The organism is Dyella mobilis (assembly GCF_016904945.1).
Lineage (GTDB): Bacteria > Pseudomonadota > Gammaproteobacteria > Xanthomonadales > Rhodanobacteraceae > Dyella_B > Dyella_B mobilis.
In genome coordinates this window covers 700396-721942 of the sequence record NZ_JADIKF010000038.1, presented here as the reverse complement: position 1 = coordinate 721942, position 21547 = coordinate 700396, and the positions used below count along the sequence as shown (strand labels likewise).

The window sequence follows — 21547 nt, the reverse complement described above, 5'->3', positions numbered from 1 at the left end:
GTTTGGACAGATTTGCCCATCCAACGCAAGACGCCCACACAAGTCACCTGCGCACACTGTCAAAGATCAATCACTTGCGATCCGTTCTTCAGATCGCCCCGAAGCATTTCGTCCCGGGTGAGCCGCTCATCTTACATCGTATCTTCAGTCCGTCAACACCTTCATCAAAAAATTTTTGATTCCGTTGTTGCCGTCGAAGGCCGTTGCCAGCGAGCGGGGAGGCGAATCTTAGGCAGCCCCCCACACTTTGGCAAGCAATTTTTTAATTTTTTTTCGATGTTCGCGTAAGATGTTGTTCTGTAGCGAAACTTATTTTTAAAAGCGCGGCGACGGTCTCCCGTCGCCGCGCCGGACTCATGCCTGAGTCAAAAGCACGCGCGCGAAATTGCGCTTGCCGATCTGCAGCACACCCTCGAATCCTGGCGTGAACGTACGTTGCGCGTCTTCGACCACTTCCGCATCGATGCGCACGGCGCGCTCTTTCAGTTTGCGGTTGGCTTCGGCGTTGCTCGGCGTGAGTCCCGCCGCCGTCAACAGTGCCGGCAGGCGCAGTCCTTCAGCCGGCACGGCGATTTCAGTGAGCGGCAGCAGGCTGGTATCGCCCTCGCCACGTACCACGGCGTGCCAGCCGGCAATGGCCTGATCGGCCGCGGCGGCATCGTGGAAGCGGGTGGCGAGCTCGCGCGCCAGCTTGAGCTTGGCGTCGCGCGGATTGAGCGCCCCGCCGGCCACTTCTTGCTTCATGCGGGCGATGTCTTCCAGCGAGGTTTCGAAGCTGAGCAGCTCGAACCAGCGCCACATCAGGTCGTCGCCGATCTTCAGGGTCTTGGTGACGATGTCGATCGCCGGCTCGTTGATACCTATGTAGTTGCCGAGCGACTTGGACATCTTGTTGACGCCGTCCAGCCCCTCCAGCAACGGCATGGTCAGCACGATCTGCGGCGGCTGGCCGTGGTGCTCCTGCAGCGCCCGCCCCATCAGCAGGTTGAACTTCTGGTCGGTACCGCCCAGCTCCACGTCGCACTTCAATGCCACCGAATCGTAGCCCTGCACTAGCGGATACAGGAATTCGTGGATGGCAATGGACTGTTGCGCGGCGTAGCGCTTGGCGAAATCGTCGCGCTCGAGCATGCGCGCCACGGTGTGCTGGGCGGCCAGCCGGATCATGTCGGCCGCCGTCATCTGCCCAAACCATTCGGAATTGAAGCGCAGCTCGGTCTTTTCCCGATCCAGCACCTTATAGACTTGCTCGGCATAGGTCTCCGCATTGGCGAGCACGTCCTCGCGGGTCAGCGGCTTGCGCGTGATGTTCTTGCCGGTGGGGTCGCCGATCATGCCGGTGAAATCCCCGATCAAGAAGATCACGGTATGCCCCAGGTCCTGAAACTGGCGCATCTTGTTCAGGAGTACGGTGTGCCCCAGGTGCAGGTCCGGCGCGGTGGGGTCGAAGCCCGCCTTGATGCGCAGCGGACGCCCCAGCTTGAGCCTTGCGGCCAGTTCTTCCTGCTTGATGATCTCGTCAGCGCCGCGCGCAATAGTGGCTAGCGCCTGCTCAAGCTCGCTCATGTCGTCCTCGGTGAAGTGGCTGCCTAGGCAGCCAATAAAGTGATGGGCATCGTCAATGACGTTAATTGTGCGTTAACCGAAAAAAACGTGCAAATCCTTGATCGAAAAGGCATTGACGCGATTTGCACAAGCTCGTTATGGTACGCGGCAATTGATACTTTGTACCGCAGGGGTGTGGTCGGCATGAACAAGAAAAACAGGGTCTGTTAGCGATGGCAGCCGGTAAGCAAGAAGCGCGCATCGCACGCAAACTGGCCATCCGCCGCAAGGCACAACGCCGCCACTCCCACTTCTATCAACACTGCGCCCACTGGTCGTTCAATCGTCCGGCGGGTGGCGAGCAGCCGCCGATTCACTGGCATCGCGAACGATGGATGCTGGCTGCGACCGCGCTGCTGATCACCGTGCTTTCCGGCTTTCTGATTCCTGCCTGGGCCACGGCGATGAAGCCCAGCGCCCTGGCGCCGGTGCAGCACACCTTGCTGCCGCTCGCCCTGCCGAAAATCGAAGCACCCACGCTCAAGGCGCCGACCGTCGAAGACTGGCGCGTCGTGCAGGTTCGCCCGGGCCAGACCTTGTCCGACATTTTCCAAAGCCAGGGGCTGAGCCTCACCGACCTGCAGCACGTGGTCGACAGCGCCGGCGATGCCAAAGGCGCGCTCCACCACATCCACCCCGGCCAGGAATTCGATTTCCTGATCGGTCGCAACGGCAGCCTGGAAGGCATTCGTTTCGACAAGGACGAATCCACCCGCGCCGTCATTCGCCTGGACGGCAGCACACCCAGCGTCACTACCGTTGCGCGCGCCGTGGACACGCGCGAACAAATCGCACACGGCGTGATCGATGACTCGCTGTTCGCCGCCGCCAACAAGGCCGGGCTGAGCAACGCGATGGTGATCAAGCTCGCCGACCTCTTCAAATACGACGTCGACTTCGTGCAGGACCTGCGCGTGGGCGACAGCTTCACCGTCATTTACGACACGGTCTATCGCGACGGCGGCTATCTGCGCGAAGGCGACATCGTAGCGGCCGAATTCATCAACCAGGGACACCGCTACACGGCCTACCGCTTCAAGCGCGCCGACGGCAGCTTCGGCTGGTTCAGCGAAGACGGCCGTCCCCTGCAAAAATCCTTCCTGCGCATTCCGGTCGATTTCACCCGCATCTCCTCGCCCTTCAGCGCGGCACGCATGCATCCGATTCTCGGTCTGATGCGCGCGCACAAAGGCGTGGATTACGCAGCCCCCACCGGCACGCCGATCCACGCTGCAGGCGATGGCGTGATCAAGTTCCGCGGCTGGATGAACGGCTACGGCAACTTCGTGATCATCCAGCACGATTCGCACATCAGCACGGCCTACGGCCACATGTCGCGCTTCGCAACGGAACACGTCGGCCAGCACGTGCGCCAGGGCGACGTCATCGGTTATGTTGGGATGACCGGCCTGGCCACAGGCCCGCACCTGCACTACGAATTCCGCGTCGACGGCGTGCAGCGCAATCCGCAGACGGTCACCCTGCCCAAGCCCGAGCCGCTGGCGGCTCCGCAGATGGCGCAATTCCAAGCCAACGTGGTGAAGCCGATGCTGGCCCGCCTGTCGGAAATCGACAACAACTACAAGCTTGCGCGCAGCGAATCGGCCAAGCGCAGTGACGATTGAGCCTGCGCGTGGATGAGGCTTCAGCGCTTTATATCGGGTTGATTTCGGGTACCAGCGCGGACGGCATCGACGCTGCGCTGGTACGTTTCGAGCACGATCGCCCTCACCTGCTGCACGCACTCACGCATCCCTGGCCGGATGCCTTGCGCACCCAGATCCTGCGTGTTGCCCAGGATGAGGTCCGTCTCGACCTCGATACCTACGGGCGCCTGGATGTCGCCATCGGCCAGACCTTCGCCGATGCCGTGCAGGCCCTGCTCGAACGCAGCGGCACGCCGGCCTCGTCCGTGCGGGCGATCGGCTCGCACGGCCAGACGATCAGGCACCGACCGACCGGTGAATACCCTTTTACCCTGCAGATTGGCGATGCGAGCGTGATTGCCGAACGCAGCGGCGTCGACGTCGTGGCCGATTTTCGTCGCGCCGACGTGGCGGCAGGCGGCCAAGGCGCCCCGCTGCTGCCGGCGGTACACGCCATGCTGCTGGCCAGTCTTGGCCAGACGCGCATCGTATTGAATCTTGGCGGCATCGCCAACATCACCGTGCTGGCGGCCGATGGCAGCGTTTCCGGTTTCGATACCGGACCGGCCAATGGTTTGATGGATGCCTGGTGCCTGCGCCATCGTGGCGAGACGTTTGATCGCAACGGCGCCTTTGCCGCCAGCGGCCAGGTCGACGAGGCGCTGCTTTCGCGATTGCTCGGCGATGCGTATTTCGACCTGGCGCCACCCAAGAGCACCGGACGCGAGCACTTTCATCTCGGTTGGCTGGATGCACAGTTAAGCGGCACATTCCTGTCGCCGGCAGACGTGCAGGCCACCCTGCTCGAACTCACCGTCCGCAGCGTCACCGACGCGATCGACCGGCATGCCGTCGATGCAATCGATGTCCTGGCATGCGGGGGCGGCGTACACAACGACGCGCTGATGGAGCGCCTGCAACGACGCCTGATGCCGCGCAAGTTGAGCAGCACAGCAACGTGCGGTGTCGATCCGGATTATCTGGAAGCCACCGCATTCGCGTGGCTGGCGCGGCAGCGCTTGCTCGGCCTGCCCGGCAACCTGCCGGCAGTGACCGGCGCACGCGGCTTGCGCGTGTTGGGCGCCGTCTATCCGGCGCCGCGCTTGCCTGGCTGATCAGTCGAACCGCTCAGCGGCCTGGCCATTGATCGGCGCCAGTTGCTCGGAGCGCGCAGTGCTGAGAGCCTGCATCGCCTCCTGAAAAACGGCGCGTTCGCCGGCATCCCAGTGCCCGCCGGCAACGGTGAGGTCACGCGATTCAAACAGGTTCTCGGCGAGGATTCCGTTACTTTCGGAAACGCCCAATCCGTGCCGCAATGCCTGCAGCACGACATCGTTGATCGACCACTGGCGCTCTTTGGCGAGCAGCTTGATGCGCTCTGCCATCAGTCGATCGATGTGACGGATCATGATATCCGGCATACGGCCTTGCTCCCTGCCACGTAGCCCCTGTGCGTCGATCCTCGCCAACCCCGTCCATGGCCGCAATGGGCATCGCGGCGATCCGTGGGCCAGTTCGCACTCGGGATGTGAACGCGTTTACGCGCCGTTTTGGCTCAGCCGTCGGGTACCGTTTCGTCCGCCGCGAAGCGCCACCAAAGCCCGGCGAACAACAGCATCGCCGGCACCATGGAGAAAACCGTGATGACGAAATACCCGCCGTAGCCCGACGCCATGACAATTCCCCCGGCAAAGAAACCGAGCACCTTGCCCGGCAGGTTCACCAGCGAACTCAGCAAGGCATATTGGGTCGCCGTGTGTTGCCGATTCACCAACAGCGAAAGGAACGCCACCGTCGGCGGCCCCAACAAGCCTTCGGCGAAATTCTGTCCGGAAATCGCCAGAGTCAGCATGGTCAGGCTGCCATGGTGTCCAAGCAGCATCAGATACAAAAGATTGCTGCAGCTCTCCAGCACGATGCACACGCCGAGCGTTCGCCACGCGCCCCAGCGCGCCACCGATGCGCCGCCGACAAAAGCGCCGGCAATGCCGATCCAGACGCCATAGATCTTGGTGACCGCGCCGATTTCGGTCTTGGAAAAACCCATGTCGCGATAGAACGGGCTCATCACGCCGCCGATGATGGCCTGCTCGGGAATCTTGAACAGCAGGATGAACAGCAACGTCAGGCCGGCCACCGCCCAACCGTAGCGGCGAAAGAAATCCGTGAACGGATCGAGCACGCCTTCGCGCATGGCGGCCTTCCAGCTTTGCGGTATCGCACGGCGCACGTCGGGTTCGCGCATGGCCAGCGTCGTAATCACCGGCACGATCATCGCGACGGCCAGCAACGCGTAGACCGTGGCCCACGGAATGTGATCGGCCAGGATCAGCGCCAGCGCACCCGCCACCAACAGGCCGAGGCGATAACCCAGTGAGTAGGTAGCAACCAGTGCGCCTTGCGCCGAAGGCGGTGCGATTTCGATGCGGTAAGCATCGATCGCGATATCCTGCGTGGCCCCCATGAAGGCCACGAACAAGGTGGCCGCCACGAACGGTATCAGCTGGTGCGGCGTCAGCGCCGCCATCGCCAACAAGCCGGCCAACACGCCCAGCTGAGCGAACAACAGCCAGCCGCGGCGCTGACCAAGGCGACGAAAACCCGGCAGGCGCCAATGGTCGAGCAGCGGCGCCCATACGAATTTGAACGCGTAAGTCATGCCGGCGCTGGCGATCATCGTGATGTCTTTCAGCACGATGCCGTTTTCCTTCAGCCAGAAGGCCAAGGTACCCGCGACCAGCAGGAACGGCAGCCCTGAGGAAAACCCCAGCAGGCACATCGTCCAGGCGGCCGGCTGCGAAAACGAGCGCCAGATCGACGACTTGCGTGCCGCCGGCGCAGCTGCCTCAGTCGGCATAGTCGACGGTATAGGGCGCGTGATCGGAGAAACGCTGATCGCGATAAATCGAGCAATGCTTCAGGCGATCACGCAACGACGGCGTCACCACCTGGTAATCGATGCGCCACCCCACGTTGTTTTCCCGCGCGCGTCCGCGGTTGGACCACCACGTGTACTCCACGGCATCGGGCTTCAACGCACGGAAACTGTCCACCCAGCCTTTCTTCTTGAACAGCAGATCCAGCCAGGCACGCTCTTCGGGCAGGCAGCCGGAGTTTTTCTGGTTGGAGCTCCAGTTCTTGATGTCGTCCTTGGTGTGCACGATGTTCCAGTCGCCGCAAATGACGTAATCGCGCTTGCTCTTGAGCCATTTGTCGAAGATCGGCGTGATCCACTCCATGGTTTTGAACTTGAATTGCTGGCGCTCGTCGCCCGACGAGCCCGATGGCACATACAGCGACACCACGCTCAGATTGCCGAAACGCGCCTCGATATAACGCCCTTCGTTGTCGAACTCATCCCAGCCCAGCTCGGTCAACACCTTGTCCGGCTCGCGCTTGGCATAGATCGCCACGCCGCTGTAGCCCTTCTTGCTGGTGGCATCGCGATAGAAGCAATGGTGCCCGTCGGGCCGGAACATCGGATCGGTGAGCTGATCCTCTTGCGCCTTGGTTTCCTGCAGGCAAACCACATCGGCTTTCTGCTTGCCCAGCCACTCGAATACCCCTTTGGTGGCGGCCGAGCGGATGCCGTTGGCGTTCAGGCTGATGATGCGCATGGAGGCTCCTCACGTAGTCGACGCATGATAGCAACCACCGGCCGGCCGTACGCTCTTGGGCTCCACGCGCGCATAGCCTGTAACATGTGCGTTTGGCCCGCTTGAGAGGAACCGCCGTGCACGACTACCAGCGCGATTTCATCGAACTCACCCTGCAGCGCGATGTACTGCGCTTCGGCGAATTCACGCTGAAGTCGGGTCGCCAGAGCCCTTATTTCTTCAATATGGGCAGGATCGACTCCGGCGCCGCACTGGCCCGACTGGGCCGCGCCTACGCCGCCGCCGTGGTGAACTCCGGCCTGCAGGTGGACATGTTGTTCGGCCCCGCCTACAAGGGCATCGCGCTCGCCGCGGCAACCGCCATGGCGCTGGCCGATCAACACGACCGCGACCTGCCCTGGGCCTACAACCGCAAGGAAGCAAAGGATCACGGCGAAGGCGGCGTGCTGGTCGGCGCTCCGCTGAAGGGCCGTGTGCTGATCATCGACGACGTGATGACTGCCGGCACGGCGGTACGCGAGTCCCTGGCCCTGATCCATGCCCAGGGCGCCACGCCGGCGGGCGTGCTGATCGCGCTGGATCGCCAGGAGCGCGGACAGGGCGAGCTTTCGGCCGCCCAGGAAGTGCAGCGCGATTACGGCATTCCGGTCGTGGCCATCACAGGCTTCAGTGACGTACTCGCCTATGCCGGCGAACGGCCGGACCTGGCGGCCGAACACCAACGGCTGGTCGACTACCGAGAACGCTACGGCGTCCGTGGCTGAACACGCCCCATTGCAGTGAAATCAGTCACGCTGGCACATACCCGTATCCAGCGTTGAAAACCCCCGGGCTATACTGCGGCGAGGAGGGGATCATGCTTCGTTTCGTATTGATGGCATCTGTCACTTTGTCGCTCGGCATGGCGGCCACCGCCATGGCCCAGGGCAGCGGCATGCATTACCGCTGGGTGGACGGTAGCGGCCTGTCCCACTACAGCGACAGCCTCACCAATGACGCCGTGAAATTCGGCTACGACGTCATCAATAGCGACGGCATGGTCGTTGCGCACATAGGAAAGCAGCTGTCGCCGTCCGAACGCGCCGCCGCCGAGCAGCAAGCTGCCACACAGGCCGCACAGCAGCGCAAGGTCGAGCAGCAAAAGCGCGACGACATGCAGATGCTCAACACGTATCCCGACGAGGACGCGCTCAAGGCCGAGCAGCAGCAAGTGCTGCAGGACCTCGACGAACAGATAAGCACCACGCGCGCCAACCTGCACAGCCAGGACGCCGCATTGACCGACCTGCTCAACCGCGCCGCCGATGACGAACGCGCCAAACAGCCCGTACCCAAGGCGCTGGTTGACCAGATTACGGCTCAACGCAACGTGGTGGCCAACCAGCGCGCTCTGCTGCAGCACCAGCAAGCTCATCGCGAAGACCTGGTGCAGCAGCAGGCACAGGCACTGCAGCACTACCGCGATCTGAAAGCCGGCGAGAAGGCTGACCGGGGCTATTGAAGACGCCCCGGGGCGTCTGGGGATGCTCTCCCCTCGCGCTTAGAAAGGCAGTTTCAACCCCGGATCCACCGCCAGCATCTGCGTGCGGAAGACTTCCTTGATCCGCCGGAGCGCGGCGTCGTTGTCGGCATCGAAGCGCAACACCAGGATCGGCGTCGTGTTTGACGCGCGCACCAGCCCCCAGCCGTCCGGCCAATCCGCCCGCACGCCGTCGATGGTGATCAGCGTGGCATCGCCGAATTGAGCCTTTTCGCGGAATTTCTCGATAAAGCGGTAGTGCTCGCCTTCTGCCATTTCGACCTTGAGCTCGGGCGTGGAAACGCCCTTGGGGCAGGTCGCGAAGATATCTTCCGGCGTACGTCCCTCGATATCGCCGGCCAGGATTTCCAGCAAGCGCGCACCGGCGTAGATACCGTCATCGAAGCCGTACCAGCGTTCCTTGAAGAAGAAGTGTCCGCTCATCTCGCCAGCGAGCTCCGCGCCGGTTTCGCGCATCTTGGCCTTGATCAACGAATGCCCGGTGCGCCACATCAGCGGACTGCCGCCAGCATCGAGGATCTGGCCCTTCAGATGGCCGGTGCATTTGACGTCATAGATGATGGTGGCGCCCGGCTGGCGTGACAGCACGTCGCGCGCGAACAGCATGAGCGTGCGGTCCGGAAAAATGATCTCGCCGTTGCGCGTCACCACGCCCAGGCGATCGCCGTCGCCATCGAAGGCCAGGCCGAGATCCGCACCGGTCTGCTTCACCGAGAGAATGAGATCCTCCAGGTTGTGCGGGTCAGAAGGGTCCGGATGGTGATTGGGGAAGTTGCCGTCCACCTCGCAATAAAGGGGGATGACCTGGCAACCGATGCCCTCCAGCACCTGCGGCGCGACGGCGCCCGGAATGCCGTTGCCGCAATCGACCACCAGCTTGAGCGGACGCTCGGTCTGCACGTCCGAGGTGATGCGCTCGATATAGTCGGGCACCACGTCGACGTGGCGCAGGTTGCCGCTGCCGTCGCTTTCGAGCGCGTTCGTGGCGATTCGCTGGTAGAGATCCTGAATCGCGCCTTCGGACAGGGTTTCGCCGCCCACCACGATCTTGAAACCGTTGTAGTCCGGTGGATTGTGGCTGCCGGTGACGGCGACGCCGCAACCGGTGTTGAAACGATAGGCGGCGTAGTACACCACCGGCGTGGGCACGGCACCCACGTCGATCACGTCGATGCCGGCGGCGCGCAAACCATCGGAGAGGGCGCCCGCGAGCTCAGGGCCGGAAAGGCGTCCGTCACGGCCCACCACCATTTCGTGCAGGCCCTTCTCGCGCATCAACGTACCAATGGACTGGCCGAGCAGCTTGGCCACTTCGGCGGTCAGGCTCGTGCCGACTACGCCGCGTACGTCGTAGGCGCGAAAAATCGCCGGATCGATTTGGACCGGCGCTGGCGCAGGCTTGGGTGCAGGGCGAACGACGGGCTTGACCGGTTCAGGAGCCGGCTGGGGTTGGGACTGGGGTAGATCGATATCTGACAAACTTTCTTCCTCAACGGGGACCTCGCGGCTTACCGGGCCGCGCGCAAACAACCAAAACAGATAACCGCCGCCGGCGAGACCGATCAACGTCAGCAACATCGCAAACGGCAAGGATTGCGGCAACACGATGTAAGCGCCCGGCAGCACGGCCACGATGTTGAAATTGCTGCCGGGAACCTCTTTGCCTACCGGCTCGACGTCGATCGCCGCGGAACTGCCGCGCGACATCAACTCCATATTCTCGCCGTGATCGGTGCTCTGGCGCAGCCGAAGCCGGCCGCTGTCCACGCTGATGGCATTGAAACTGTGTGCCAGCGGAGCGAAAGGCAGTTCGATCCACACCCAGGCTTGCGGCTTTTGCTGCGAACCCAGCGGCACCACCATGGTCAGGTGGCGATCGCTGCTGCCGCGGTATTGCGATTCGACCGGAGGCGCACCATCGGCATCCGGCGCGGCCATCAACTGCGCCGCCTTGGCATAACCGAAACTGCGGTAGTTGGCATGCAGCACTTCATCGAGACCGACGCTGTACAGCTCCACGTTCAAGGCTTGCGGCAATCGGTGCTTGAGCGCATCCAGCACCTGCGCGGCACTACCGGGCAAGCCGCTGGCATCGACACCCGCGATCGCCGCGGTAATCGCGCTGCGTTCGTGCTCGATATCCGCCGCCAGCGCCTGTACCGCTTGATCTTGTGCCACGTGAACTTGCTGGATGGCTCCACTCTGATCGGCAATCAGCCAGGTCTGCCAGACACTGAAAGCACCAACCGCCAGCAACAGCGTGGCGCAGGCCAGCAGCAGCAGCCTTCCCCATTCGACGTGTAAACCCGGCAAACGCGCTCGTGCGCCGTTCATTGCCATGCCCCATTCCCCAAGTTTTTTAAATCCGCTCTCAATGTTTTCCGGTAGAGCCGAATCCGCCCTCGCCCCTTGCCGAGGGCGCGAATTCGTCGACGACGCGCAAGCGTGCCTGCCCCACAGGCACCAGCAGCAACTGTGCAATGCGCTCGCCCACTTCGATGGTGTACGGCTTGGTGCTGCGATTCCAGCAGGAGATCATCAGCGGCCCCTGGTAGTCGGCATCGATCACGCCAACCAGGTTGCCCATGACCAGGCCATGTTTGTGACCGAGCCCCGAGCGCGGCACGATGAGCGCGCACCAGCCCGGATCGCCGATGTGGATCGCCATGCCGCTGGGTACCAGTGCACTCTCTCCCGGCGCCAGGGTCAGCGGACCTTCCAATGCGGCACGCAGGTCCATGCCCGCGCTGCCGGCGGTGGCAGCCTGCGGCAAGGGAATGGCATCGCCCAGACGTGGATCGAGGATCTTCAGCTCGACGTCGATCATCCACGCACCGCCTTGTAGCGAGCGGCAACGTGTTCGATCAGCTGGCGTGCCAGCGCGGTCTTGTCGGCGCGCGGCAATTCCGCAACGCCACCGGCCCAGTACAGCGTGAGGGCATTGTCGGCGGTCTCGAAGCCGAGGCCGTCGCCCACCTGGTTGGCGGCAATCACATCGAGCCCTTTGCGTTGCAGCTTGTCGCGCGCATAGCTCTCCACGTTTTGTGTTTCCGCAGCGAACCCGACCAGAAACGGATGCGTTTGCTGCGCCGAGAGGCTGGCCAGGATGTCCGGGTTTTCTATCAGCTGCAATGTCAGCTCCGAGCCACTTTGTTTCTTGAGTTTGTTGTCGGCCCTGGCATTGGGACGGTAGTCGCCCACGGCCGCCGCACCGATATAGATGTCGGCGTCCGCGGCCGCCTCCATCACGGCCGCATGCATCTGGGCGGCGCTGCGCACGTCCGCTCGCATGGCAATCCCCGGCGGAGTCGCCAGGCTGACCGGCCCGGCGATCAGCGTCACCTGCGCACCCGCCTGCACCGCAGCCTCGGCCACGGCAAAACCCATCTTGCCGGAGCTGCGGTTGCCGATGAAGCGCACCGGATCGATGTCTTCATAAGTCGGACCGGCGCTGACCACCACCTTCAAGCCGGCCAGCACGCGGTCGCCGAAGGAGGCGATGATCGCGTCGCGCAGTTGATGCGGTTCCAGCATGCGGCCGGAGCCGACTTCGCCGCAGGCCTGGTCGCCGGCGGCCGGACCGAGAATGTGCGTACCGCGTTCGCGCAAAACGGCCAGGTTGGCCTGCGTCGCCGGATGCGCCCACATCTGTTGATTCATGGCGGGTGCCAGATAAACCGGCGACGCGGTGGCCAGGCACAGCGTGCTCAACAAATCGTCGGCATGGCCGTGTGCCAGGCGCGCCATGAGGTCGGCGCTGGCAGGAGCGATCAGTACCCGTTCGGCCCAGCGAGCCAACTCGATGTGGCCCATCGCCGCTTCGGCCGATTCGTCCCACAGGCTGACCCGCACCGCCTCGCCCGACAACGCCTGAAACGTGGTCGGCGTGACGAAGCGGGTGGCGTTTTCGGTCATCACCACGCGCACGTGCGCGCCCAGGTCGCGCAAGCGGCGAACCAGCTCGCAGGCTTTGTAGGCGGCGATGCCGCCGGATACTCCCAGCAGAATGCGGCGTTGGGCAAGGCTCATGGGATGCTCTGATTCATTTTCCGTAGGCGCCATTGGCTCGGCTCGTTCGCAGGCCAAAGGACCGCCGGCGAAAGCAGACTGGCCGACTGTCGAGCCGACCGACCGAAGGCATGCGGACCGACAAAGCCGGCCCCACGGGTAAATTTTAAATGACGTGGTGATGTCGAGAACGCTCTCAGCGTGCGTCGCGCAACGCACCCCGAAAACCCTCTGGACATCATGCCACCTACGGAAAATGAATCAGGGCATCCCATGTAAGCAGGGTCTGACATAGTGATAGACGGCTAGCTTACCGGATTCACGTGTGGCGACTGCTGCACCGATCGCATCGGCAGCAGCCATGCTTTGCGCATGAGCATTCGAGATTGGCCCGAAGGGGAGCGTCCCCGCGAAAAATTGCTGAGCCGCGGCAGCGCCGCATTGTCGGATGCGGAACTGCTCGCCGTTCTGCTGGGAAGCGGGGTACGCGGCAAAGACGCCATCGCCCTGGGACGCGAGTTGCTGATGCGCGCCGGCAGCCTCGGCGCATTGCTCGGCAAGCCGGACCAGGACATTCGCACCCCGGGGCTGGGGCCGGCCAAGCGGGCACGGATCGCCGCCGCACTCGAACTGGCTCGGCGCAGTCTGGCCGAGCAACTGGCCGAACGCCCCGCCCTGGGCAATCCGCGCGAAAGCGGCGACTACCTCTCCGCACGCCTGCGCCACCTGCCCTACGAAGTGTTCGCCTGCCTCTACCTGGACAACCGCCATCGCGTATTGGCGTTCGAAGAACTCTTTCGCGGCACCGTAGACGGCGCCAGCGTCCATCCGCGTGAAGTGGTGCGGGCCTGCCTGCGCCACAATGCGGCGGCGGTCATCTTCGCCCACAACCATCCCAGTGGCGTGGCCGAGCCCAGCGCGGCCGACCAAGCCATCACCCGGGAACTCAGCCAGGCGTTGCGACTGGTCGGCGTGCGGGTGCTCGATCACCTGGTCATCGGCCAGGCCGAACCGGTGTCTATGGCCCATCGCGGCCTGCTCTGATTTGTGCAGTCGCAAAAAAAACGGCGCGAACGGGGAGTTCGCGCCGGGAGCCGCTTGAGGGGAGGGTTAAGGGACGCGGCAGTCCCGTATCGCGCCGACGGGGGAGACGCCGGTGATACCCCACTATTGTCGCGATGCGTCATGACTGGCGTGTGACATGCAATGGACGTGCCTCGAAATGGCGGCGCGCAAGAGTTATGCACACAGCGCACTTCGGGGCACTTACCTGTATATTCCTGAAAAGCACATCAAATTCACATCGCAATACATTGTTTTTGAAATGAAATTTTCATGACAGCCAGATTTCCGCAAATTTCCGCCGTGAAGACTCCGAGGCGGCGTTCGCTTTCCCCACAGACTTATCCACAGGCGGGGCCGCCGCATCGCAGCAGATCGCCGGCCCGGTGACCGCTCAGCCCCCCACTACTCCGCGCAAACACGGTCGGCAGCAAGGGTCTGTTAGCATGCGCGGTTCCATCAAAATCAAACCCCTCCCGTGAAAGAAGCGCTGCGCGAACTGGTCCTCCACGCGATCCGGACCCTTCAAGGCGACGGCACCCTGCCGGCCGACATCGAATTGCCGAATTTCGTGATCGAGCGCGCGCGCAGCCGCGAGCATGGCGATTTCGCCACCAATGCCGCCATGTTGCTGGCCAAGCCGGCGCGAGCCAAACCGCGCGACGTGGCCGAAAAGCTGGTCGCCGCCCTGCCCGGCAACGAACTGGTAGGCAAGGTGGAAATCGCCGGCCCCGGCTTTATCAACTTCTTCCTCGCTCCGGCGGCTTATCACGCCGAAGTGAAGCGCATCCTGGGCGAGGGCGTCGCTTACGGTCGGAACGCGAGCGGCGCCGGCAGGACCGTAGGCGTGGAGTTCGTCTCGGCCAATCCGACCGGACCGCTGCACGTAGGCCATGGCCGTAACGCCGTGCTGGGCGATTGCCTCAGCCGCCTGTTCGAAGCCACCGGCTGGAACGTCAAGCGCGAGTTCTATTACAACGACGCCGGCGTGCAGATCCAGAACCTGGCGATCTCCGTGCAGGCGCGCGCGCGCGGCATCGCTCCCGGCGCTGAAGGTTGGCCGGAAGACGGCTACCGCGGCGACTACATCGCCGACGTGGCCAACGCCTATCTCGCCGGCGAGTCGGTGACGGCCGACGGCCACACCGTCACCGGCGCGAAGAATCCGGACGATCTCGACGCCATCCGCCGCTTCGCCGTGGCGGCGCTGCGTCACGAGCAGGACCTGGACCTGAAAGCCTTCGGCGTCGACTTCAACGTGTATTTCCTGGAGTCCTCGCTCTACACCGACTGCAAGGTGGAAGAAACCGTGCGGGAGCTGGTCGCCCACGGCCACACCTACGAGGAAGGCGGCGCGCTGTGGCTGCGCTCGACCGATTTCGGTGACGACAAAGACCGCGTCATGCGCAAGTCCGACGGCACGTATACGTATTTCGTGCCGGACGTGGCCTATCACCTCAGCAAGTGGCAGCGCGGCTACGAAAATGCCGTCACCGTGCTCGGCGCCGACCATCACGGCACCCTGGCACGCGTAAAAGCGGGCCTGCAGGCACTGGATGCGGGCATCCCCAAGGACTGGCCGCACTATGTGCTGTACCAGATGATCACCGTGATGCGCGGCGGCGAAGAGGTGAAGATCTCCAAGCGCGCCGGCAGCTACCTCACCCTGCGCGACCTCATCGACGAGGCCGGCCGCGACGCCACGCGCTACTTCCTGATCGCGCGCAAGAGCGATTCGCAGCTGGTGTTCGACATCGACCTGGCGCGCTCGCAGAGCAACGACAATCCGGTCTATTACATCCAGTATGCGCACGCACGCGTATGCCGCGTACTGGAAGAGCTGGCCGAGCGCGGCCTGCCCGCGGTCGACACCCAGCTTGGCGTCACCCAGCTGTCACGGCTGGACGCCGAGCACGAGCAGATCCTGCTGACCGAGCTTTCGCGCTATCCGGAAGTGATCGAAGCCGCCGCCGGCAATCTGGAACCGCACCTGATCGCGCAATATCTGCGCGAACTCGCCGGGGCGCTTCACAGTTACTATCACGAGCACAAATGGATCGTGGACGACGCTGAGCTGCGCAATGCGCGCATCACGCTGGCGCTCGCCACGCGCGGGGTTATTCGGAACGGTTTGGATTTGCTGGGACTCAGTGCCCCGGAGAAGATGTAAATGGCAACACGCAAGGGCAAAGGCCGCCAGGCCGTGCGCAACAACAGCGGCGGATTCCCGGCCTGGGCCGGCATCCTCGTCGGCATCCTGATCGGCGCCTTGGTCGTGGTGGTGTTGATGCGTCACTCGCTGGTGCCGATGGCTCCCAAGGGTCCGCAACCGAACCCCGAGGCTACTGCGCAGCCGGGCAGCGACGAAGGCCTGGCCGCTCCCGCCGCCGGTACCACGGCACCGAAAAAGCCGCAATACGACTTCTATTCCGTGCTGTCGGAAAAGGAAGTGCGCATTCCGGATTCGGAGATCAGCGCACAGGCCAAGGCCGAGCAGCAGCAGGCTGCGCAACAGAAGCAGGAAGCCGCCCAGCCGGCCACGCCCGCTCCGGCACCGCCGGCTAACGCGCCGGCCGCCGTCACGCAGAACATCACCGCTGCGCCGGCTTCCGCCGTCGCCCCACCTTCTGCCGCCGCCAGCGGATACCTGTTGCAGGTCGGCGCGTTCCCCAACGCATCGGATGCGGAGACCCTGAAGGCCAAGCTGGCGTTGCAGGGCTTCATGGCCAACGTGCAGTCGGTCACCATCGGCGGCCAGACCTATCACCGCGTGCGGCTGGGTCCGTTCCATTCGGCTACCGACCTGGAGTCGGTCAAGCAGCGCCTGTCCGCGGCGGGTATCTCGGCCATCGCGTTGAAAGGCGGCAACTGAGCCGCTGCAAACATCGCCAGCGAGAAACGAAAAGGGCGCCGAAGGCGCCCTTTTCATTTTCAGATCGCAGCGATCAAGGTCCGCGCTTGAGGCGGATCAGGCCGGAAATGTCGTCATCGCCGTGTCCCTGCAGCATCAACTTGGCGTAGTCGGCCAGCGAGCGCTCGATCACTTCGCGAGAGGTGCCCGCTTTCTCGGCAATGCCGCGCACGATACCCAGGTCCTTGTGCAACAAGGCCAGCTTGAAGCCGACGCTGAATTCGTTTTTCAGCATGGTCGCGCCGCGCTTTTCCAGGAACCAGTTGCCGGCGGCACCGGCGCCCAGGGTGGGAATCAGGCGATCCGGATCGAGCCCGAGCGCTTCGCCCAAGGCCAGCCCCTCGCACACCGCTTGCGCAATGCCGGCCACCAGTACCTGATTGACCGCCTTGGTGGCCTGCCCCGCGCCCACCTCGCCCAAGTGAGTGATGCGCAAGGCATACGCCTCCAGCACCGGGCGCGCACGCTCCAGCACGGCGGCATCGCCACCGACCATGATCGACAGCTTACCGTTCTTCGCGCCCTCCACGCCGCCGGACACCGGTGCATCGAGGAAGTGCGCGCCTACCGCCTGCAAACGTACCGCCGCCTGCTTGGCGGTATCGGGGGCAACGGTCGAATGATCGATCACGATGGTGCCCGGCTTGATATGTGGTGCCAGCGCATCGACGGTGTTGAGCACGTCGGCATCGGCCGTTACGCACAAGGCGATCACGTCGCATTGAGCGGCAAGTTCGCCCAGGCTGCCAGGCGCCGCGACACCCAGTTCCCGCGCCAGCGCAACTGCCTTGTCGTGCGTGCGATTGGCCACGGCGTGCAGCAGGCCGCGCTGCTTCAGATGACCGGCCATGGGAGCGCCCATAGCGCCCAGTCCAATAAATGCTGCCTTGAGAGTCATGCGTATTCCTTCGGGAAGTTCGTTACGGCGGGTGACGGGCAAGTATGGCGCACGGCGAGGCGCAAGCCGTCAAAGGTGCGCCAGTAGCACGACCGCCAGCACCGCGATCACCCACATTGCCGGCTTGATCTCGCGCGCGTGGCCGGTCGCAAGCTTCAACAGCACGTACGCCAGGAACCCATAGGCCACGCCGTCGGTAATCGAATAGGTCAAGGGAATCAGGATCATCGCCACGAAGGCCGGCACGGCTTCTTCGAATCGATGCCATTCGATCCGCGTGATCGACTCCATCATGAACACGCCGACCAGGATCAGCGCAGGCGCCGTGGCGATCGCCGGCACCAGCGAGAGCAGCGGCGACAGGAACAGGAAGGGCAGGAAACACAAGCCGGCCACCACCGCCACCAGCCCCGTGCGCCCGCCCTGCGAAATACCTGCTGCCGATTCAATGAACGCGTTGGCCGGACTCGTCCCCAGTGGCGCCGACAACAAGGCCGAGAACGCGTCGACCATCATCGATTGGCGGATGTTGCGCGGATCGCCGCGTTCGTCCACCAGGTTTCCCACGTCCGATACCGCCATGAAGGTGGACAAGGCATCGAAGAAGGAGGTGAACAGCATGACGAAAATGAAGGGCCAGTACGCCAGCTTCAACGAACCGAGCAGATCGAGCTGGCCGATCGCCGAGAAATCCGGCATCGCCACGAAGCCCCGCCAGTTCACCAGCGTGGTGCTTGCGCCGTAAGCGCTGCCGTCGCCCCACAGGCGCCCGATCGGAATGGCCAGCAAGGTCGTCAGCACGATGCCGACCATCAGCGCACCCTTCACGCGCCGCGCGACCAGCAACGTGGTGAGCGCCAGCCCGGCCAGAAAGGTCAACAGCACCGGGTTGAGCCTGGCCGAGTGCACCAGCGTGACCGGATCGCCGACGATGAATTTGGCGTTGATCAAACCGATCAGGCTGATGAAAAGCCCGATCCCGCAGGAAACGGCGTGACGCAGATTCTCGGGGATCGCATCGACTACCAGCTTGCGCACGTTGAACAGCGCCAGCAGCGCAAAGATCACGCCGGACCAGAACACACAGCCCAACGCCGTCTGCCAGGACATGCCGCCTCCGTGCACCATCACGAAGGCGAACAACGCATTCATGCCCATGCCCGGTGCCACCAGCACCGGGTTGCGCGCATACAAGCCCATCGCGCAACTGCCAAAAAAACTCACCAGCACGGTCGCGGTCAGTCCGGCGGAAAACGGTACGCCGCCCTGCGCCAGCACCGCCGGATTGACCACGATGATGTACATCGCGGTGAGAAAGGTGGTGATGCCGGCCAGCACCTCCACCCGCAGGCTGGAGCCTGCTGCGCGCAGGCCGAAAAACCGCTCAACCACGATGGACGTCGTGCGTCACGAAGGGATTATCGCCACTGGGCGGATCGAGCCAATGCGGCCGGGTCAGCGTGTGGCGCATGTCGGTCAGGCCGCTTTGCCAATGCTCGTGCATGGTGGCGGCGCTGAACTCGTAGTCCTTGTAGTGCCCTTCGTAAGGCTTGTCGCGATAAATCAGATGGATGAGGTTGGTCAGCGCACCGTTGGCGAGGCGCTCGGCACGCCGATATGCAGGATCGCTACGCTTGGCCTCGGGCACCAGTTCCATCAGCTCGTGCAGCAGCCGCTGCTGCTCGCGGCTTTGGCGCATGTATTCGGTGATCAACCGCGTGCGGCTGGAAAACTGGATGTCCTTCGAACGTTCCGCCACGCTGCCCATGTCGCGCGGCAACGCGCCGCTGGCGCTCCACAGGTCCACCTGGAAAATCAGCGAATCGCGATGCGGCCGCTCCGAGAGCACCTTGTACAGCGGCGTGTTGGAAACCATGCCGCCATCCCAGTAATACTCGCCGTCGATCTCCACCGCGGGGAACCCGGGCGGCAATGCGCCCGACGCCATGAAATGCTCGGGGCGGAGCTTTTCGCTGCGATTGTCGAAGTAGGCGAAATTGCCGGTGCGCACATTCACTGCACCCACCGACACGCGCATGGCACGCGCATCGTTGATGCGGTCGAAATCCGCCAGCCTTTCCAGGGTGTCGCGCAACGGCGCAGTGTCGTACCAGCTCGCGGTAGCTGGCGTGCCGTGCCATTGCAGCAGCGGCGGCGGAATGCGCGGCTGGAAGAAGCCGGACTGCCCTTCGGTCAAGGCACGCCATGCCGCCAGCGCATTGACGCCCTCGCGGAAAATCGGCGGAAACGCCACGTTCTCCATCCAGGGCACGTCGGGGCGATTGGGCCACCACGCCGATTTGCAGATCGTTTCCCAGAATTCGGTGAGCTTTTCCACCCGCTGACCCGGCGGATTGCCGGCAATGATGGCGGCGTTCAAGGCGCCGATCGAAATGCCCGCGATCCAGTTCGGATGCAATCCGGCCTCGTCCAGAGCCTGATAGACACCCGCCTGATAAGCACCCAATGCGCCACCGCCCTGTAGAACCAGGGCGGTGACCTTGTAGGCTTCCTGCGCGGGATGGTGCGTAACGGTCCGGGTTTCCGGCGTTTCATGCGCAGCCATGCATCGCCTCCTAGGCGTCTTTCTCGTCGAGATAATCGTAGACCACCGAGCCCAGGTCGAGCGTCAGGTCGGTGATGTAATGCACGGCCGACTCCACCTTGAGCACCGGCAAGTCGGCCACCGGGGCCAGTGCGTGGGGGTGCAGCTCCAGCGATGCCGGCCCCGTCCAGGCACCTTTGAGGGTGACGTTGGTCGTGTAGTAGCGCACCAGCTCGCAGATGCGCGGCGTGCCGTCCACGTGCGGAATGATCTTCAGCAGGAAGCTCGGCGCCGCCAGTCCGGCCAGGATCGCATCGCGATCGGCCTGGGCGTGCTTGAAGCCCATGGTGGCCTTGGCCACGCGCACCTTGCCGTAGTCGAGCGTGCCGACCAGGGTGTCGATTTCCGTTTCCAGCACGGGGGTGGCGAGTTTCTTGGGGAAACCCCACAGCTCGCGCCCACCGGCAATCGGCGGATGGTCGTTGAGGTACATGGCGTGCACGTAGCCGCCTTTTTCGCCACGGAAACTGACGGGTATCACCTGCCCCGATTCGGTGTAGTCGCCGAAGCCGGTGGAGTCGGGCATGCGGATGAATTCGTACTTGACCACCGGCTCGGTGATTTCCAGCGGCTCGGGCACAACCGCGCGCAAAGCATCCAGGTCGGTGCGGTAGGTAATGACCAGGAATTCGCGGTTGACGAAGCGATACGGCCCCTTCGGAAACGCGGGGCTGGTCAACGGCATGGCAAAGGCGTTGGCTTTGACGTCGGCGATTTTCATGAAACGCTCCTTGTGATGACACGAAACGGCGCACGCCGGGGCGTGCGCCGCGAACGAGTGATGAAACCGCTCGTTACTGCATGTACCAGCCGTGGCTGACCACGAAACTCTGGCCGGTCAGTGCCGCACTCGGGAACGCCGCCAGGAACAGCGCCGTCTGCGCGATGTCCTCGACCGTGGTGAACACGCCGTCCACGGTGTCTTTCAGCATCACGTTCTTGATCACGTCCGCTTCGCTGATGCCCAGTTCCTTGGCCTGCTCCGGAATCTGCTTTTCCACCAGCGGCGTGCGCACGAAGCCGGGGCAGATCACGTGCGAGCGCACGTTGTGCGCGGCGCCTTCCTTGGCCAGCGTGCGAGCCAGGCCCAGCAGGCCGTGCTTGGCGGTGACATAGGCGGATTTCAGCTTCGATGCTTCGTGCGAATGCACCGAGCCCATGTAGATCACTGTGCCGCCGCGGTTGTCCTTGTACATGTGCTTGAGCGCGGCCTTGGTGGTGAGGAAGCCGCCATCGAGATGGATGGCCAGCATCTTCTTCCAATCGGCGAAGGAGAACTGGTCGATCGGATTGATGATCTGCACGCCGGCATTGGAGATGAGAATGTCCAGGCTGCCGAATGCCGCAACGGTCTTTTCGGTGCCGGCGTTGACGGCATCTTCGTTGGTGACGTCCATTTCAATACCGATGGCCTTGCCACCGGCAGCATTGATCTCTGCCGCAGCCGCATCCGCTGCCTGCTGGTTGATGTCGGCAATCGCCACTGCTGCACCGTTTTTTGCATACAGTTCAGCAATCGCTTTACCCAGGCCGCTTGCCGCGCCTGTAATCAATGCAACTTTGCCGTTGAGACTTGTCACGTGCCACTCCTTCGGATCGGGGAAAGGGAATCTTCGGGGCGGCACATCGGTTTACCACGGGGTGCCTCGAAAACG

At 63.4% G+C, this 21547-nt stretch carries 19 protein-coding genes; 7 read left to right on the top strand and 12 right to left on the bottom strand.

The window, feature by feature from the left end:
* Nucleotides 1-354: 354 nt before the first annotated feature.
* On the bottom strand, nucleotides 355-1566 hold the full coding sequence (gene tyrS / locus ISS99_RS10765; RefSeq protein WP_204631600.1) for a tyrosine--tRNA ligase: 1212 nt from the start codon (nucleotides 1564-1566) through the stop codon (nucleotides 355-357).
* A 212-nt stretch (nucleotides 1567-1778) separates the two neighbouring features.
* Here tyrS and ISS99_RS10760 point away from each other — a divergent pair, with 212 nt between their 5' ends.
* On the top strand, nucleotides 1779-3230 hold the full coding sequence (locus tag ISS99_RS10760; RefSeq protein WP_204631599.1) for an OapA family protein: 1452 nt from the start codon (nucleotides 1779-1781) through the stop codon (nucleotides 3228-3230).
* Nucleotides 3231-3238: 8 nt separating this feature from the next.
* On the top strand, nucleotides 3239-4366 hold the full coding sequence (locus ISS99_RS10755) for an anhydro-N-acetylmuramic acid kinase (protein ID WP_204631598.1): 1128 nt from the start codon (nucleotides 3239-3241) through the stop codon (nucleotides 4364-4366).
* Here the strand turns inward: ISS99_RS10755 and ISS99_RS10750 are convergent, their stop codons facing one another.
* The 3 genes from ISS99_RS10750 to ISS99_RS10740 form a co-directional block, all read right to left on the bottom strand.
* A complete protein-coding gene (locus ISS99_RS10750; RefSeq protein ID WP_204631597.1) occupies nucleotides 4367-4672 on the bottom strand; it encodes a hypothetical protein in 306 nt (101 codons plus the stop codon).
* 134 nt (nucleotides 4673-4806) lie between these two features.
* Nucleotides 4807-6108 (bottom strand): AmpG family muropeptide MFS transporter, encoded by a 1302-nt coding sequence (locus ISS99_RS10745; protein WP_239537832.1) that lies wholly within the window; start codon nucleotides 6106-6108, stop codon nucleotides 4807-4809.
* Nucleotides 6098-6868: an exodeoxyribonuclease III gene (locus ISS99_RS10740; protein WP_204631596.1), complete on the bottom strand. Its 771-nt coding sequence runs from the start codon at nucleotides 6866-6868 to the stop codon at nucleotides 6098-6100. The genes ISS99_RS10745 and ISS99_RS10740 overlap by 11 nt, the downstream gene beginning before the upstream one ends.
* Before the next feature lie 116 nt (nucleotides 6869-6984).
* On the opposite strand from ISS99_RS10740, the gene pyrE reads away from it, so the two are divergent.
* On the top strand, nucleotides 6985-7632 hold the full coding sequence (gene pyrE, locus ISS99_RS10735) for an orotate phosphoribosyltransferase (RefSeq protein WP_204631595.1): 648 nt from the start codon (nucleotides 6985-6987) through the stop codon (nucleotides 7630-7632).
* Nucleotides 7633-7724: 92 nt separating this feature from the next.
* Complete coding sequence (locus ISS99_RS10730) at nucleotides 7725-8369, top strand: DUF4124 domain-containing protein (RefSeq protein ID WP_204631594.1); 645 nt, start codon at nucleotides 7725-7727, stop codon at nucleotides 8367-8369.
* A 39-nt stretch (nucleotides 8370-8408) separates the two neighbouring features.
* Here the strand turns inward: ISS99_RS10730 and ISS99_RS10725 are convergent, their stop codons facing one another.
* The 3 genes from ISS99_RS10725 to coaBC are packed head-to-tail and all read right to left on the bottom strand — an operon-like array spanning nucleotide 8409 to nucleotide 12437.
* Nucleotides 8409-10748 (bottom strand): phosphomannomutase/phosphoglucomutase, encoded by a 2340-nt coding sequence (locus tag ISS99_RS10725; protein ID WP_204631593.1) that lies wholly within the window; start codon nucleotides 10746-10748, stop codon nucleotides 8409-8411.
* Between the two features lie 31 nt (nucleotides 10749-10779).
* Nucleotides 10780-11235: a dUTP diphosphatase gene (gene dut, locus ISS99_RS10720; RefSeq protein WP_204631592.1), complete on the bottom strand. Its 456-nt coding sequence runs from the start codon at nucleotides 11233-11235 to the stop codon at nucleotides 10780-10782.
* A complete protein-coding gene (coaBC, locus tag ISS99_RS10715; RefSeq protein WP_204631591.1) occupies nucleotides 11232-12437 on the bottom strand; it encodes a bifunctional phosphopantothenoylcysteine decarboxylase/phosphopantothenate--cysteine ligase CoaBC in 1206 nt (401 codons plus the stop codon). The genes dut and coaBC overlap by 4 nt, the downstream gene beginning before the upstream one ends.
* A 351-nt stretch (nucleotides 12438-12788) precedes the next feature.
* On the opposite strand from coaBC, the gene radC reads away from it, so the two are divergent.
* From radC to ISS99_RS10700, 3 genes are all read left to right on the top strand, one after another.
* A complete protein-coding gene (radC, locus tag ISS99_RS10710) occupies nucleotides 12789-13460 on the top strand; it encodes a RadC family protein (protein WP_204631590.1) in 672 nt (223 codons plus the stop codon).
* 496 nt (nucleotides 13461-13956) lie between these two features.
* A complete protein-coding gene (gene argS / locus ISS99_RS10705; RefSeq protein WP_204631589.1) occupies nucleotides 13957-15648 on the top strand; it encodes an arginine--tRNA ligase in 1692 nt (563 codons plus the stop codon).
* Nucleotides 15649-16350 carry an SPOR domain-containing protein gene (locus ISS99_RS10700; RefSeq protein WP_204631588.1) on the top strand — a complete coding sequence of 234 codons (702 nt, stop codon included), beginning with the start codon at nucleotides 15649-15651 and terminating at the stop codon, nucleotides 16348-16350.
* A 73-nt stretch (nucleotides 16351-16423) separates the two neighbouring features.
* On the opposite strand, the gene ISS99_RS10695 is transcribed toward ISS99_RS10700, so the two are convergent.
* From ISS99_RS10695 to ISS99_RS10675, 5 genes are all read right to left on the bottom strand, one after another.
* Nucleotides 16424-17287 (bottom strand): NAD(P)-dependent oxidoreductase, encoded by an 864-nt coding sequence (locus ISS99_RS10695; RefSeq protein WP_204631587.1) that lies wholly within the window; start codon nucleotides 17285-17287, stop codon nucleotides 16424-16426.
* A gap of 69 nt (nucleotides 17288-17356) precedes the next feature.
* Nucleotides 17357-18679, bottom strand: a complete 1323-nt coding sequence (locus tag ISS99_RS10690; protein WP_204631586.1) for an NCS2 family permease — start codon at nucleotides 18677-18679, stop codon at nucleotides 17357-17359.
* Nucleotides 18672-19853 carry a DUF3734 domain-containing protein gene (locus ISS99_RS10685; protein WP_204631585.1) on the bottom strand — a complete coding sequence of 394 codons (1182 nt, stop codon included), beginning with the start codon at nucleotides 19851-19853 and terminating at the stop codon, nucleotides 18672-18674. Before ISS99_RS10685 ends, ISS99_RS10690 begins: the two co-directional genes overlap by 8 nt.
* A 10-nt stretch (nucleotides 19854-19863) precedes the next feature.
* The gene (locus ISS99_RS10680) at nucleotides 19864-20613 is read right to left on the bottom strand and encodes an acetoacetate decarboxylase (RefSeq protein WP_204631584.1); all 750 of its coding nucleotides are present in this window, start codon (nucleotides 20611-20613) and stop codon (nucleotides 19864-19866) included.
* Nucleotides 20614-20686: 73 nt separating this feature from the next.
* The gene (locus ISS99_RS10675) at nucleotides 20687-21472 is read right to left on the bottom strand and encodes a 3-hydroxybutyrate dehydrogenase (protein ID WP_204631583.1); all 786 of its coding nucleotides are present in this window, start codon (nucleotides 21470-21472) and stop codon (nucleotides 20687-20689) included.
* Nucleotides 21473-21547 lie beyond the last annotated feature (75 nt).

Excerpts from the sequence above, each read along its gene's own strand:
- tyrS (WP_204631600.1), bottom strand. The coding sequence starts at position 1,566 with ATGAGCGAGCTTGAGCAGGCGCTAGCCACTATTGCGCGCGGCGCTGAC.
- ISS99_RS10760 (WP_204631599.1), top strand. The coding sequence starts at position 1,779 with ATGGCAGCCGGTAAGCAAGAAGCGCGCATCGCACGCAAACTGGCCATC.
- ISS99_RS10750 (WP_204631597.1), bottom strand. The coding sequence starts at position 4,672 with ATGCCGGATATCATGATCCGTCACATCGATCGACTGATGGCAGAGCGC.
- ISS99_RS10745 (WP_239537832.1), bottom strand. The coding sequence starts at position 6,108 with ATGCCGACTGAGGCAGCTGCGCCGGCGGCACGCAAGTCGTCGATCTGG.
- ISS99_RS10740 (WP_204631596.1), bottom strand. The coding sequence starts at position 6,868 with ATGCGCATCATCAGCCTGAACGCCAACGGCATCCGCTCGGCCGCCACC.
- ISS99_RS10730 (WP_204631594.1), top strand. The coding sequence starts at position 7,725 with ATGCTTCGTTTCGTATTGATGGCATCTGTCACTTTGTCGCTCGGCATG.
- ISS99_RS10725 (WP_204631593.1), bottom strand. The coding sequence starts at position 10,748 with ATGGCAATGAACGGCGCACGAGCGCGTTTGCCGGGTTTACACGTCGAA.
- dut (WP_204631592.1), bottom strand. The coding sequence starts at position 11,235 with ATGATCGACGTCGAGCTGAAGATCCTCGATCCACGTCTGGGCGATGCC.
- coaBC (WP_204631591.1), bottom strand. The coding sequence starts at position 12,437 with ATGAGCCTTGCCCAACGCCGCATTCTGCTGGGAGTATCCGGCGGCATC.
- radC (WP_204631590.1), top strand. The coding sequence starts at position 12,789 with ATGAGCATTCGAGATTGGCCCGAAGGGGAGCGTCCCCGCGAAAAATTG.
- ISS99_RS10700 (WP_204631588.1), top strand. The coding sequence starts at position 15,649 with ATGGCAACACGCAAGGGCAAAGGCCGCCAGGCCGTGCGCAACAACAGC.
- ISS99_RS10695 (WP_204631587.1), bottom strand. The coding sequence starts at position 17,287 with ATGACTCTCAAGGCAGCATTTATTGGACTGGGCGCTATGGGCGCTCCC.
- ISS99_RS10685 (WP_204631585.1), bottom strand. The coding sequence starts at position 19,853 with ATGGCTGCGCATGAAACGCCGGAAACCCGGACCGTTACGCACCATCCC.
- ISS99_RS10680 (WP_204631584.1), bottom strand. The coding sequence starts at position 20,613 with ATGAAAATCGCCGACGTCAAAGCCAACGCCTTTGCCATGCCGTTGACC.